The sequence below is a fragment of the Acetatifactor aquisgranensis genome (genome assembly GCF_943193215.1).
GTDB classification, from domain to species: domain Bacteria; phylum Bacillota; class Clostridia; order Lachnospirales; family Lachnospiraceae; genus Acetatifactor; species Acetatifactor aquisgranensis.
The window spans coordinates 117,886-133,212 of the sequence record NZ_CALPDH010000010.1 but is presented as its reverse complement, the minus strand read 5'-3'; the positions used below and the strand labels follow the sequence as shown (position 1 = coordinate 133,212).

Here is a 15,327-nt window from a genome sequence, read left to right as displayed (position 1 = left end):
TCATCCCTTAGCGGTTCTCGTCCACATAGAGCTGGGCTCTGTTCTGGATGGTCTTCGCCACCTCCTGAGCCGTCTTCTGGCCGGTATAGAACGCGTCCATCTCCTCGTTAATGATGTTCATGATGCTTTCATTGTAGTAATAGCACTTGTCAACGGATAAAATGAAGCCCACTATTCTTTCCACCTGTTCCTGACTCAGGGGGTCCAGCTTGATTTCCTCACCGTTCATGTAGAAATAGTCGTCGTATTCTTCCTTGGTGCCGTCCTCATTCAGATAATAAGGGCGCTCTGTGCCTTTCCCTGCCATCTCGTCGAATTGTTTCCTCTGGACAGGCATCCCCCACGAAATCTCGGACTGGTATTCATCCGTCAGGTAATACCTCAGGAATTCCCATGCGCCCTCCTTATTGCGGGACTTGCTGGAAATCGCATAGCTTTCGGTGGCCGAGACATACGAGCCCGAACCGTTTTCTGTGGGGAACCCTATGAAAGCCACATCCCCGCCAAAGTAACCGTTAATCATATAATTGGTATCCCGGATGGTTCCGATGGACATCCCGCTCAGAATGGTTCTTCCGTCACGGTACTGGGACTCATAGGTGGCCCAGTAATCCTCGCCGTAATAGTCCTCGCTCAGCTCCTCCGGAAGCTCTTTGGCGAACTCCATCATGGTGATAAAGTTCTGGGTGTCGAAATCGCATTTTCCCGTATCCACATCCACGAAATCACTTCCGCAATACTGCATCATGGTGGAGAAGAAGCCCTGCCTGGTCAGTTCCCCCATCATATGGGTGTCCTCCGGCAGGCTCGCTTTCAGTTCCAGCATATCCGCCATGGTCCATGAGGTTCTGTCGCCCACGATGGATTCCTTTCCAATCATGGTGCTCACCGTGAAGCAGGGAATCACATAGTAGAGCTTTCCGTCCACGGAATAGGCGTCAAAGACATTCTGGACGTATTCCACCTGGGACAGTTCCTCGTCCTCCTCGATCATCTTGCCAATATCCTCCAGGAGCCCCTTGGCCACGTAGTTCTCCACAGGGAGCCCATCCGTAATCAGGATATCCGGCATATTGCCGGTGGTGACATCATTGTTCAGCTGTGTATATCCCGCCTGCCAGTCGTCGTATGTGTTGAAAGAATCATAGGATTTCACTACGATGCGGTATTCCTCGCTGTTGCGGTTGAACTCTATGACCCGTCTCTCCACATCACCGTCCACATAGCTGCCTGCCAGCACCAGGACGGCCTTGTCAGGGATATCCTCAGGTTTCACATAGTTAAACAGGCCCGCTTTCATGCCGTCTTCATAGTTCTCATAGTACACAGCGAGGAAAGTGTTCCCATCCAGCTCCACTAAGCTGGAGATATTTCCTATACAGAGATCGGAATTGATGAAGTTCATCTTCTGGGCAAGGGCCTCATCGCCAATCTTATAGGTAAAAATCCCGTCGCCGTTGCTGCACACCAAATCGGAATTCAGTCCCACGCTCATGTTGTTGTACCCATTGTATCCGAAATTGGACGGCAAAGGGGCAGGCTGACCCAGCGTATCTGTGGCCGGATCATAAGTTGCGATATATTCCTTGGTCCAGTCATTCTCATCATAATACAGCACAAAGAAAGTACCGTCTCCTTTATCAATGACACGGTCAAAGTTGTTGAACACCTTGCCGGTATCCTCCGACAGCGGCTCCTTTGGGCCTATATTTCCCTGGGCGTCCACTGTGAGTCTGTAGGCATTATCGCCGGACAGCAATATCGTCACGCTGCCGTCCGGGGAGGCCGTCATGACATTGATATAGACATACTCCTCCTCTGACCGGATTCCTTCCAGTTCCTTCTCCCACTGGAAACTTCCATCGCTGTTCCAGCTGGCGATATAATTCTTGTCGATATAGGTGTCATTGGCATAGTCACTGTAAGAATAGTACCTGATGGCATAAATCCTGCCGTCGGCGCCAAAGATGTAGTTATTATAATTGGAATTCTCCCAGGTATCGACGGGCATGTCCGGCTCCACCGCCATGGAAGTGTCAATGTCCTCTGTTCCTTCGGCATCCCCTTCGCCTGCAGGCTCTTCCGCTCCTTCAGGGTCGTCTCCCGTTTCCGTCTCTCCCCCGGTTCCTTCCTCTCCCTCCGGTTCAGGTTGTGCCTCTCCCCCGGTGTCTCCCTCTCTTTCTGATTCAGGTTGAGGCTCCCCCTCGGAATTCCCATCCCCTTCTGCTGCGTCTTCAGGATTTTCTCCGTCCCCGGTGTTCAGATCTTCCTCGGAGGATGTCCTCATCCCTGAATAAGGTACTGCTTCTCCGCCTTCCGGTTCTGTATTCGACACGGCATCCGAATCAATCCGGGACTCCCATTCCGGAATCTCCAGCTGACTCATCTGTACGTCCGTGCCGTCATCCTTTATGGATACCACTCGGATATCCGTTGTGGCATCGCTGCTGTCCCAATGGTACACCTCTGCCATCAGATAGACATATCCGTCCCTGTGTGCAGAGGCATAGACATTATAATCGTCTCCTCCCATATCCGGCATAGCGATTTCCTGGACCTTATACACATTTTCCTTTGCCAGCGCGGCATTCTTAGTTTTGCCGCCATTTCCGCAGGCGCACAGGCCTGCTGTCAGAGCGCATACCAGCCCCAGGCTCAATACCCTCTTCCACCTATTCCTTTTCATAACTCCTCCTCATCCTTCTTCCTGCCCCGCCTGCGCCAAAAGCCTTTCCTCCTTTTGCGTCCATTTTCCAAAGGCGCATCGCCTCCCTGCTGTGCGGATCCCCCGTCCGGCTGCCGGTCAGGGTTCTCCGCTCCATCCGACTCCTCAGGCTTTTCGGGACTCTCTTCGATGTCAGCCTCAGACTCATCCAGTTCATGCTTTCTGCGCCCTTTGCGTTTTTTCCGCCCTTTTTTCCTGCCTTCCCCCTGCTTTTTGTCCTGTCTGGCCCCGCGCATCTTCTCTATCCTGCGCTCTCCTAAATCCAGGAGCTTATGCCAGACATCTTTCATGGTCCATCCCTTATGCCGCCACCAGATACAGAAGAGCACGATTGCCAGAACCACCGGATACGCCAGGAACAGAATGCCGAACAGGGTCAGCACCATCAGGATATCCGCATATCCTCTCGCGATATTCTCCCAGTAGGGATAGATGATGGCTTTCCCATTCATGGAACGCGTGCCGAATTCCCCGATGAGCTTCAGCCTCGAAAGAATGGAATAGCGGGAAGTATTCTCCACCACCTCCACCTCTTTCTCATCGGTGCCCAGCTTTTCCTTGATATAGTTATAAGCAAAACCCGTCACAGGGTCAGGCATCACTATTTCATAGTGGTTGATGCCATGGCTGTCGCCAAGTTCCGTCAGCGTCTGGTAGGACACATACACCACCGTGCTGTCCAGACCTGCGGCCTCCGCCAGACGTCCAGAGGGTCTGCGGACCACCCCTGTGACTATATGCGGAACGCCGCCGATATAGACCGTCATTCCCGCCACGTCATTGGAGCCGAACAGCTGCCAGGCCGCGTCCTCGTCTATCACACAGTAGTCCTGCATCAGATCATTGCCCGAAAAGTAGGCTCCATTCAGCAAAGTCAAGGGATGGAACAGAAAAAAATCACCGCCTATGCCGATGGCATCAGCCGTCAGGCTCGTCTTGTCATTGGATATCGTCACCTGTCCATCCGCGCTGTAAGCGTCTGCCCAGAGCCTGGCGCCGGGATTCTCCGATTCCTGGATTACAGAGGCTTCTGTCAGGGCACTGTCAACAGTATGCTCAAATTCTATAATCTGATCCTCCGTAATGCCAGAAGCAACGGAGAAAAAGCAGCTAACCTGGGAGACGTCTCCGTCTCTGCTCCACCTCTCCGCCACTGTCTGGGTGAGTTGGCTGCGTCCCAGACGGTTCGACACCAGCAGCAGAATCAGGAAGACGAGAAAGGAAATCCCCCCTGTTATGCCCAGTACTATTTTCTTCATATGGACTGCCTTCCTTCCCACTCAACCTTCCGCCAGTCTGACCTGCTTTCCGGCCTCCACAGGCTTGGTGGAGGTGGTGATTACAAATTCGTAGCCGTACAGCGCGGCACTGATTGCGGACTGGGTGTCATCGCTTGCCAGCACTTCCACATCCACGCGGGTCGCAATGTAGCGCGTGTTCAGAGGGCCGGGCTTTGATTCCACGATCAGGATGAATTTACCGTTGTTGTCCTCGCGGATAGCGCTGTTGGGTACAATCAGGTCATAGTTGGCGCTCTTCTGGCCTACGGACACATTCAGGGTCTGTCCTGCGGTCACATCGCCGTCAACGTCAAAGGTCAGCAATTTCTTCTGGCCCGGCTCGCTGGGGTCGGGCTTGATGTTCGCAAGGGTTACCTTAAGGTCGTCATATCTCCAGGCATTCACCAGATCCGCCACATCTCCCACGGACAGCCGCTTGGCCTGCTCATTGGTGACGGAAAAACTCATGCTGAATCCTTTGCCTGCGGGCTGCAGGACTGCCACAGGGGTCCCGGGCTCGGTGCTCTCTCCCGCTACCACGCTTAAGCTGGTCACTGTGCCTGCTACAGGGGCTGTGATGGTGGCTCCGATGGATTTCTCTGTCAGCTCTTTCACCAAATCCTCCTGGTCACGAATCTTGCCTAAAAGCTCCACCAAATCCACTTCCTTGGTGAATCCGGCAAGCAGTTCAGTGAGTTCTTTCTCCACATCCGCTTTTTCTGTGGTAGCTTTGCTTAAGTTTAAACTCAAATCAGCTTTTTCGTTGTTCAGGGCATCCCTGTAGCTGTTGTCCGGCTTGGATGCCTGCTTATTGGCCAGGTTGCGCTGGGCATCAGCGAGATTGCCTTCCCAAGTGGTTTTGGCAGTCAGGGCGTTGTCGTATTCTGTTTGTGCCTCGTTCACCGCATTCTGGGCAATGGCGCGGTCTCCTTCAATAGAATTGCCAGCATTTATCACAGCCTGCTTTGCATTTTCCAGCGCCACATATGCATTTTCCTCAGCGACTTGGGCCTCCTTTACACTGCCCTCGCCCTCTCCGCTCAGTCGAATAAGCCTAGCCTGGTCTTCCGCACTCAAATCCCCTAGTTTCGCCATATCCTCAAGGTCTTTCTTACTTTTTTCCCTTTCACTCCTCTCTGTCTTAGCATTTTCCAAAGCCGTCTCACATGCCGCCTGGTTATCCTCAGCCACTTTTACTGCGCTATTCACGGACTCCAGCACGCTCTGTGCCGCCTCTAACTTCTCCTTTGCAGTTCCAATCCACGCTGTAGCCTTATCCAGCTCCGCCTGCGCATTGTTGACTGCCTGCTGCTCCCCGGAAGTATCCACAGTGTTATCCCCCAGCTTGTCAAGCTCCGCGTCAATCTCCGCGATCCGGTTGTTATAGGCATCAATATTGTTCTGCAAGGCATCTATCCTGTTATTATAGGCATCTATCTGCGCAACCTTGGATTCCGTGGAGGTCACATTGCCGTTCTCTACCTTGTTCACGATGCTGGAAGAGGTATCAGCCGTCACGATGGCGCGGTCGTACTCCGCTTTCAGGCTGTCCAGCTGCGTCCTGGCTTCCTTCAGTTCCGTGCTCTCCGCATCCTCCAGATACAGCAGCACATCGTCCTTCTCCACCTGGTCTCCCACTTTCACAGCCACCTGGGACACCTTTCTGGACTCCGTTACTTCCACATTATAAGGATTTCCGCTCTCCACTACCCCTGAACCGCGAATCTTGGCCGTGATGGTCCCCGATTCCACATACTGCGTGGCCACCTCCGGCAGGGAATAGTTCATGATGGTGTTGGAGAAAAAGGTAAGAACCAGCATCACCGACAAAAATATGATGGCCGCTGTCTTCACCCATTCCCTTTTCTTCTTTCCGTTCTCGTTCATCGCTTTTCCTCTCCTCTATGCTATATGGAATTTAACCTTTAATGCCGCCCTGATACGTAATTCCGTCCACCAGATATTCTTCTCCATACAGGAAAATCAGCAGGCTGGGCACCATGTATATCGTGGCCACCGCAAAAGCCAGCCCGATTTCCCCCGCGTTAATCTTGCTTAGGAATACTGACAGCGGATGCTGCTCCGGATCCGACATCAGAATCAGCGGCTGTTCTACCATGTTCCAATAGTCAATGAACACCAAAATGGCCGCGGAGCATATGGCACCCTTACAGAGGGGCAGGCATATCTTCCGGTATATCTGCCATTCTCCCGCCCCGTCTATCTGCGCCGCCTCCAGCACCGACTCCGGAATCCTGCGCATGAACTTCGTCAGCAGAAACACCGCAAAAGGTGAGAATATGCCGGGCAGCCAGATGGCCCAGTTGGTATCCAAAAGGTTCAGCCAGTCGCTGACCAGATAGTTGGGCACCAACGTCACCTGATAGGGCATCAGCATCAGGATGATGTACATGAAAAAGATAATCTCCCGGATTCTGCCACGGTATCTGGCAAAGCCATAGGAAGCCAGGGACGCCACCATCAGCTGGAAAACCACGATAGGTCCCACCAGTATCACGGAGTTCCAGAATTTGAACAGATACTCCGGACTCTTGAACAGCACCGTATTGTACTGGCTGAAAGAAACCATATCGGGGATGAATTTCAGGTTCACCCTCTCCGCGATATACACTTTGCCGCCGTTGGCATCGGTGGCAAATATGGATCCATAGTTGGCCGAAATCTCCGAGGCTGCCATGAAAGAATTCGTGATAGTCAGCACAATGGGCATCAGGAACAGTATCGCGAAAGTCGCCGCCACCACGGTAGCCAGAGCGATCTTCGCCGTCTGGAACCTTTTCCTGCGCAAGGCCAGCCTCCTGTCCCGCTCTCTCGGGTCCAGGACAGCCTCCGGCATGTTTTCCGCTCTCTTCTTCACCCTTCCACATCCTTTCCGAAACGGTCCTCCGCGACAAAAAGAATACCGATAATCACTATCATCACCAGGGACATCAGAATCGCCGCCGCGGACAATGTCTGATAATCCAGGGATTTGAACTTATTGTTCATAAAATGCTGCAGCGTGTAGATGGAGTCATAGGGATAATCCCCTGTCAGCAGATAGACCTCACGGAATATCTTGAAAGAGTTAATCAGCGACATGATTGTCACGAACAGCAGGGTGGAGGACAGATACCGAATCTTTATGTAGAAAAAGGTCTGGAGAGGCTTCGCGCTCTCCAGCTGCGCCACTTCCAGGATATCCTTTGGTATGCTGGCCAGGGCCGCCATGAACAGAATCATATTGTATCCCAGATTCTTCCACAAGAACAGGATGACCACCACAATCAGCGCGTAATCCGACTTCAGCCAGTCGATTTTTCCGCCCCCCAGCGCCACCAGCACTTCGTTGATAGCGCCGTTGTAATGGAACAGCACCTGCCAGATCAGCACGATGGAAGCTACCGGCACCATCATGGGACTTAAGAAAAAGGTCCGAAACTGGCTCCTGAAAGGGAGCTTCGCCTCCAGCACAATTGCCAGCAGCAAAGACAGCACCACTGCCAGAGGCACTGCCACTGCCGAAAAGGTAAGCGTGTTGTTCACGGCCCGCCGGAACGCGGTATTGCCTGCAATGCTGAAAAAATTATCCAGAAACACAAAATTTCCGCTAATCGGATTGTCTACCAGCGAATAGTAAATGACCACCAGAAAAGGGAGGATGAAAAAAGCCAATACCCCAAGAAAGCTGGGGGCAATATACGCCCCCGAGCTAATCTTGATCTTGCGCATCCTTTTGGTCGTCTTACTATGATGTTTTTCGGCGGAAACTTTCGGCGCTTTCCCGCCTTTTTTGAATCTAGCCACTCTTAAACTCCCATCCGCCTGTTTCCACAGGCCGCAGGCATTATTTATTCTCGCCTACGTAAATCTTGATGCGGCTCTGGATGACCGATGCCACCTCGTCCACGCCCTTCTGCCCTTTGTAGAAAGCAGCCGCTTCTTCATTGATGATATTCAGGACTTCATCCCCCTGGGAATAAGTCACCGGCTTCGCCAGCTCCATCAAGGTTCTGGTAAGGTCTACCTCTTCCTGAGTAGGAATGCGGTAATCATAGCTCCAGCCGTCACTGTAGGAGAATCCGCCGCCTGTGCCCATCACGATAGCCTCGCCATTCTCGTCCAGAATAAGTTCCCCATTCTCATCCGTATGATATTCCACTTTCACGGCATCTTCCGCCAAGGTATCCAGTTTCGATTTCATCGTGGGGAAGCCGAAATAACTGACACCTCTGTCAGGATTCTCTTCCTTTGCCAGAAACCCTTCGATGAACTCCCACGCGCCGTCCTTATTCCCGCCCTTGGAGGTGATGGCGTAGGCCTGTGATGCAGAGAGCATGCATCCCACGCTGCCGTCCATGGTAGGGTATCCGATATAGGAGGCGTCGCCCTGGAAAATCTCATTGCAGAGCTGAATCTGCTGGAAGTCATATATATTTGCCTCATAGAGGAGCACATTTCCCTTCTGAATCTTGTTGGGCGTGGACATATCCTCTTCATCCCACTGCACCTCGTCCGGGAACCGGTTCACGAAATTCAGGATGCTCTTGAACTCGTCCGTATCGAAACTGCATTCCCCGGTGCTCCAGTCGATAAAGGAATCCGCATTGTACACCATCAGATACATCATAATCTGGTTCTTGTTTACATAATCGAAAAGCTGCGCATCCGGATGGGCATCCGCATAGGCAATCAATTCATCTATGCTCCACCCCATATCCGTTCCCACATCCGAACCCTTGCCTACTACGGTCTGTATCTGGAAGCTGTACGGAATGCTGATCAGCTTTCCGTTTATGGTATAGGCTTCCAGCACATTTTCCAGGAAATCCTCACGGCTCAGCTTGTCGCTCTTGTCCAGATAACCTCCAAGATCCTCAAAGACACCCTTGGCAGCCAGCTGTTTGATGTTCAAGCCGCTTAAGTCGAGAATGTCGGGACAGTTATTGGAAGTGATGTCATTGTTCATCCGGCTGAGGCCGTCCGCCACGTAGGCCTCGTAGTCATTCCCGTCCCAGCTGTTGTAATCCAGATAGCCCCGGATGCTGATATGGTACTTGTCGCTGGATTTGTTGAACTTCACCGCCGCGGACTGGATATCGGAACCGCCGTTAAGGCTGCCGATGACGATGGTCTCTTTCTGGGGCACCTCGCTGGCTTTCTTCTTCGTCAGCAGCGAAATCCCGCTGTCGTTGGTCTCCCAGTCCATGGTGACGGCAAGGATGCGCCCATCCTCCAGCACGCCGAAGTTCTGCACATAGTTGCCGTTGATATCGCTGTCCAGCCATGTGAACAATTCTTCCGCCGCCTGCTTCTTGGTGTCATATTCATACACTGTCCTGCCATCGTGCACAAGAAAATCCTTATCGATGCCGGGCACCAGCCTGTTACTATTGCCGCTGGGGAAATTATCGTAAGTGCTGCCCACTTTCTTTCCCTCAAAATCGATGTCCGCCAGCTCATATCCGTCATTGCCGTAATAGCAGACATACATCTTGCCGTCCTTGCTGCAGCCCATGGCCCGAATCCCGCCGGAATCCAGCGATATAGTGCCCTGATTTCTGCCCTCCGCATCGAACAGCCAGACATTGGTGTCCCCCGACACATAGATGCGCCCCTCTCCGTCTACCGCCACGGAATCCACATAGCTATCACCTACCAAATCCGTCATGTCCTCCGCGTATAGCTGATTGCCCTGGGCGTCGAACTTGCACAGATAGACTTCCGATACGCTGTAATCCTCACTATAGACATGCGCCACAGAGTACAGACTGCCGTCTTTGGCGAAAACGCCCCCGTTCAGATTCCAAATCTTCTCCTCCGCGTAAGACAGCGGAGTCTTCGTGATATTCCCATCGGTCAGGGAATATTTACAGATGCTCTCGGAGGATTTCCCGGTAGCCTCGTCCCACTTATAAGAGAGATAGTAAAGCCCGTCCCCTACCAGCTGCATGTCGTAGTAAGAAACGCTCTCATCGTCAATCGTGATGAATTCCGGTACCCAGACCCATTCTTTCTTCTCTGTCCCGCCGCCTGAGGAATTGCCGCAGGCCGCCAGAGAAAATGTCATGGCCGCCGCCAGGGCCAGCGCCAGAAAACGCCGGCAAATCGTACTCTTTTTCATAAGCTTCATTTTCTTATACTCCTTTTATAAAAAACTCAATATGTAAACGATGCCGTTTTACATATTGAGTATATCACACTATCGCTAAAATGTACCTTAAGATTTTATGAATTACAGAAAAAGAAAGCTTAATGAAAAACATTCTTTTGCAATAATTCTGTAACAAACATGTAGCTTTTGTCACTTTATGCGGATATAGAGCTTGCCCAGCTCCCGTCTGCGCTTTCTGGCCCTCAGGAGGCTGGCCAGATGATTGTAGAACCAGAAAGACTGCACCAGCAGGCTGTTCATCCTGCCTATCTTCTCCTTTGTGGTGCCCATGTAGTACTGCCCTCCGCAGGTACAGGCCTCCCGCCCTTTTTCCTTCACCAGCCTGATCAGATCCGACTCACAGCCGATCCGCCCCTCAAACTCCGTATAGGCGAAGCCCACACAGTCCTCCTTGTGGGCATCGCTGCCGCCGAAGACAGGCTTTTCATATCTGGCGGCGATTTCCATGGCGGTGGCATTGCTCTGGGGGCTCTCGCAGGCATTGAAGCCCTCCAGGAAATCAAATTTGTCCATCACGGCCAGGCGGTTTCTGTGCTTTCTGGTATTGGTGATGCTTAAGTATCGCTCCCCGCAGGGGTGCGCAGGCCCCAGAATCCCGCCGTTCTTATGGACGATATCTATCAAAAACTGTACCGGCAGGCCCCGCAGCTCCAGAATCTTCAGCCGCACCCCTTCCGGCATGATCACCAGGATATGTCCCGCGTCTATGGTGTCATACTCCACGCCTTTCAGCACCAGGAACTCTCCATCGGGGGCACCTGCATGCCTCTCTTTCCAGCTGCGGTACCCTTTGTAGGAATCGTGGTCCGTGACCAGCATCCCGTCAAATCCCCTTTCCCGTAAAGAAGCGGCGAATTCCTCTATGGGCACCTTGCCGTCCAGCGACCCCTCTTTCGTGTGACAGTGCATATCAAATCTCATTTTTTCTGTTCCTTTCCATTTCCCATATCCTCCTGTGAATCAATCTACGCTTTTCAGCGATTCCGTCATACTGACAGCCTCCAGCCTGCCGCCCATGGCCAGGTTCACCATCCAGGCGAACAGCATCGTCAGCAGCGCGCTGTAGACATAACTTATCGGTTTTACGTGTATATAGAAAGCGATCATATCCACCCGGATTTCATTCATGACTACCTGGTGCAGCAGAAACCCAAGCCCCAGCCCCATCATCGTCCCAAGTACAGTCAGCATCACATTCTCCCGGAACACATAAGCGTTCGTCTCGCGCTTATAAAAGCCCAGCACCTTAATCGTGGCAATCTCCCTGATTCTCTCCGTGATGTTGATATTGGTCAGGTTGTAGAGCACGATGAAAGCCAGTCCCGCCGCGCACAGGATGACTACCGCCACGATGATGTCCAGGGCAGAGAGCATACTGCCGATCCGCTCCACCATGTCCGAGCTCACGTTCACATTCGCCACCTGATCCAGCCGCATCAGCTCTGCGGAAAGTTCATAATCGGTAAGCCTGTCGGAGAGGATGGGGCTTTCCTCCTCCGGCGCCTGAACCAGATTCAGATAGACAGTCTTGCGCTCCGGCTCCTCTCCCATCTGATCCGTCCAGGTTTCTTCGGATACATGCACGTAATTATAGAGATAATTTTCATAAATTCCCGATATTCTCACAGTCATCTCGTTCAAATCGCTGTCCCTGAGCGTTATCATTTCACCGATCCGGACATTATAATCCTCCGCCAGCTTATTGGAAATAACTGCCTCGCCGAAAGCGGGATACGCGATTTGTTCCCCCGACGTGGTATGAAGATTCAGGAAAGGAGCCATCCCCTCCTCTGTGCCGGTCACCAGATAGATGGATTTCACCCCCGCTCCCGAGACCAGATCCATATTTTTCTCCATGACACAGGAATACCGGGAAATATCCTCCTTCCCGTCCAGTTCGGCCCGCATCTCTTCATCTGCGTTTTCCTTTAAAGTCAGAGTCAGATCATAGGTCTGTATCTCGTTGAACTGCCTGTCGCCGATGTCAGCGATGGAATCTTTTACGCCGAAACCGGTCACCAGCAGCGCCGTGCAGCCGCTGATGCCCACTATCATCATGAACAGGCGCTTCTTATAGCGGAAAATATTGCGCAGGGATACCTTGCGCAGGAAGCCCAGCCTTTTCCATATGAAAGGAATGTATTCCAGGAACACCCGCTTGCCCGCTTTCGGCGCCTTGGGACGCATCAGGGCCGCCGCCACCCGGGCCAGTTCCATGCGGCAGGAGAGCCATGTGGTGCCGATGGAACAAAGCAGCGATACCGTCAGCGACACCGCTGCCAGTTTCCAGTTGAACACATAGGCAATGGGATCCGCGTCATACATAAGGCCATAGCAGAACCATATGACTTTCGGAAAGCCCCAGGTCCCGAAAAAGAAGCCGAAGATACAACCGGAAAACGCCGCCAGGCCGGAATAAATCATGTATTTGGACATAATGGTGCCCTCGCCGTAGCCAAGGGCTTTCAGCACGCCGATCTGGGTTCTCTGCTCCTCCACCATCCTGTTCATGGTGGTGATGCACACCAGGGCCGCCACCAAAAAGAAGAACACGGGAAAGATATTGGCAATGCCCTCCACGATGGAGGAATCATTTTCAAAGCAGACGTAGCCTACATTAGTATCCCTGCCCAGCACATAGGTATCCGGCTCAGTCAGTTCATCCAGTTCCGTCTGACCGTCCGCGATTTCCACTTCCGCGTCCCCTATTTTTTCATCGAACTCCCGTTTGGCATCCTGGTATTCCTTTTCCCCATCGGCATATTTTTGTTTCGCCCCGGCCAACTCCTCTTCCTTTTCCGCCAGAGTCTTCCGGCCCTCTTCTAATTCCTCGCCGGCGGATATGAGGGCCTCTTCGCCCTCTTCCACAGTCTGCCTGGCATCCTCCAGCTGCTGTCTGCCGCTTTGGATTTCCAGTTTCGCATCCGCCAGGGCCCGCTCACCGTCCTCCAGCCGGGTCCTGGCCGCAGACATGGCTATCCAGCCGCTGTCCAGCTGCCGCTCGCTCTCCTCAATCCGGGCTCTGGCCGCTTCCAGCTCCTGCTCCTGCACCCGCAGCTCTTCCTCGGCGGCATCCAGACGCGCCAGCGCTTCTTCCAGCCTGGCCACAAGAGAAGCACTTATTTCTTCTCCGCTCTGCCTGAGTTCTTCCAACTGGGCCTCCAGCTGGCGCCTGCTCTCGTCGATGACCCGTCTGGTCACTGACACCGCCGCCTCGCCGCTTCGCAGCTGCGCTTTCCCGTCTGAAAGCTCCCTCTCTCCCCTGCGGAGCTCCACTTCGCTGGCGTCTATGGCTGTCCTTGCTTCCGCGAGTTCTGCCTCCTTTGGGGCTATCATCGCCTCGCCCTCGGAAAGCTCCGCTTCTTTCCGGGCAATGGTCGCCTTGGCGTCCTCCAGCTCTTTCCGCTTCTGGCGGATGGTCTCCTCGCCCTCCGAAAGCTCCTCTCTGGCTTCCTCCAGCGCCTTCTCTCCGTCTTCCAGCTGCTTCTTCGCTTCCTCCAAGGCTTCGGCGGCATCCGCAAGCTCCTTTTCCCCTTCTGTCCGGTTCTCGTCCAGCTGCGTCCGGGCATCCGCCAGCTTTTCATTTCCCTCGCTGAAGATTCTCTCATACCGGGCCCGGGCCTGTATCTCCACAATCTGCTCCCAGACCGGTTCTTTCCCGTCGATAAAAGCATCATACTCCTGGCTGTAAAGGCCGTAATCCTGCCGGAAGCTCACATAGACTTCCGTGAAATAATCCACGCCGAATCCTTCCGGCCCCAGATAGGCGAAACCGTCCAGCCGCCCTGATCCCAGAATGGTATTGCCCCTCTCGAACTGAATGTACAGAGGCGACTGCACCAGCCCCACGATGGTATATTCTTTTTGGGAAAAATGTTCCAGGTCCTCCTCCGCGTTGTCATCCGACAGGCGAAGCGTGCTGCCGATCACAGATTTTCCGAAACTGCCGCTGTCCAGCACGCACTCGGCGCCTGTCTCCGGCATCCTGCCGGATATCAGCTTCAGAGTGTTGAGTTCTCTCGGCATGCTATAGGTCTTGATGACGCCCTGCCTGTCCTCTCCCAGCTCATAGAGCACGTCAAAGGAAACGGAGCCCTCCGCCGCCTCCACATCCGCAGCGGCGGCAAAAGAGTCCACGTTCTCCTGATCGAACCCCAATGTGGACACCAGGCGCAAGTCATAGAACCGATGTACATCCAGATATTCCGTCACAGTGGCCACCATGGCCTCCGTCGTCACTTTCAGGCCTGCGAAAAAGCCCACCCCCAGCGCCACAATCCCAAAAATCGCCAGAAAGCGCCCGAAACTAGATTTGATTTCCCTGAAAGTAGTCTTCCTGATTCCGCGCATAGACTCACCATTCTATTTCCGAAATATCGACTATATTTGTATTCTTCACCATACTTACGATGGTGCCGCTCTTAACCGTAATGATGCGGTCCGCCATGGCTGTCAGAGCCTGATTGTGGGTGATGACGATGACTGTCTTTCCTACCTCCCTGCAGGTATTCTGCAAAAGCTTCAGCACAGCTTTTCCTGTGTTGTAGTCCAGGGCCCCCGTGGGCTCGTCGCACAGGAGCAGCTTCGGATTCTTGGCCAGGGCTCTGGCGATGGCCACGCGCTGCTGCTCCCCGCCGGACAGCTGAGCCGGGAAATTCGCCTCCCTGTCTTTGAGCCCCACCTGCTCCAGCACTGCCGCCGCGTCCAAAGGATTCTTGCAGATCTGCGCCGCCAGCTCCACGTTCTCCAGCGCCGTCAGGTTCTGAACCAGATTGTAGAACTGGAAGACGAATCCCACATCGTAGCGCCGGTAAGCGGTCAGCTGCCTTTTGTTGAAAGAGGACACTATCTGTCCGTCCAGGGACACTTCCCCCTCTGTCAGCGTGTCCATGCCTCCCAGAATGTTCAGAATGGTGGTCTTCCCGGCGCCGGAGCTGCCTACGATGACGCAGAACTCTCCCTTTTCGATTTCAAAATTCACATCGTGCAGGGCCGTGATTTCCACCTCGCCAGTCCTGTATACCTTTTTTACATTCTGAAAACTCACAAACGCGCACATGTATCCTACCCCAGCTTAAAGTACCATAGCATCGAACTAACTCACATTTGACTAGTATAACACAAAACCTTTTCTTCTACCACTTTTT

Annotated in this window: 9 protein-coding genes; all 9 read right to left on the bottom strand. The window is 53.2% G+C overall.

Annotated elements, in window-relative coordinates; all coding sequences use genetic code 11:
* Positions 1-7: 7 nt before the first annotated feature.
* Entirely contained in the window at positions 8-2,686 is a 2,679-nt protein-coding gene (locus NFS35_RS10675) for an extracellular solute-binding protein (RefSeq protein WP_251207112.1), read from the bottom strand.
* On the bottom strand, positions 2,683-3,984 hold the full coding sequence (locus NFS35_RS10670) for an ABC transporter permease (RefSeq protein ID WP_251207111.1): 1,302 nt from the start codon (positions 3,982-3,984) through the stop codon (positions 2,683-2,685). The genes NFS35_RS10675 and NFS35_RS10670 overlap by 4 nt, the downstream gene beginning before the upstream one ends.
* 21 nt (positions 3,985-4,005) lie before the next feature.
* Positions 4,006-5,892, bottom strand: coding sequence for an HlyD family efflux transporter periplasmic adaptor subunit (locus NFS35_RS10665; protein WP_251207110.1), 1,887 nt, complete (start codon positions 5,890-5,892; stop codon positions 4,006-4,008).
* Positions 5,893-5,923: 31 nt separating this feature from the next.
* Complete coding sequence (locus tag NFS35_RS10660; protein ID WP_251207109.1) at positions 5,924-6,883, bottom strand: carbohydrate ABC transporter permease; 960 nt, start codon at positions 6,881-6,883, stop codon at positions 5,924-5,926.
* Complete coding sequence (locus NFS35_RS10655; RefSeq protein WP_251207108.1) at positions 6,880-7,812, bottom strand: carbohydrate ABC transporter permease; 933 nt, start codon at positions 7,810-7,812, stop codon at positions 6,880-6,882. Before NFS35_RS10655 ends, NFS35_RS10660 begins: the two co-directional genes overlap by 4 nt.
* Before the next feature lie 40 nt (positions 7,813-7,852).
* Positions 7,853-10,138, bottom strand: a complete 2,286-nt coding sequence (locus NFS35_RS10650; RefSeq protein ID WP_251207107.1) for an extracellular solute-binding protein — start codon at positions 10,136-10,138, stop codon at positions 7,853-7,855.
* Between the two features lie 171 nt (positions 10,139-10,309).
* On the bottom strand, positions 10,310-11,101 hold the full coding sequence (locus NFS35_RS10645) for a PHP-associated domain-containing protein (protein WP_251207106.1): 792 nt from the start codon (positions 11,099-11,101) through the stop codon (positions 10,310-10,312).
* 39 nt (positions 11,102-11,140) lie between these two features.
* Complete coding sequence (locus tag NFS35_RS10640) at positions 11,141-14,530, bottom strand: FtsX-like permease family protein (RefSeq protein WP_251207105.1); 3,390 nt, start codon at positions 14,528-14,530, stop codon at positions 11,141-11,143.
* A gap of 4 nt (positions 14,531-14,534) precedes the next feature.
* Positions 14,535-15,239: an ABC transporter ATP-binding protein gene (locus NFS35_RS10635; protein WP_251207104.1), complete on the bottom strand. Its 705-nt coding sequence runs from the start codon at positions 15,237-15,239 to the stop codon at positions 14,535-14,537.
* Positions 15,240-15,327 lie beyond the last annotated feature (88 nt).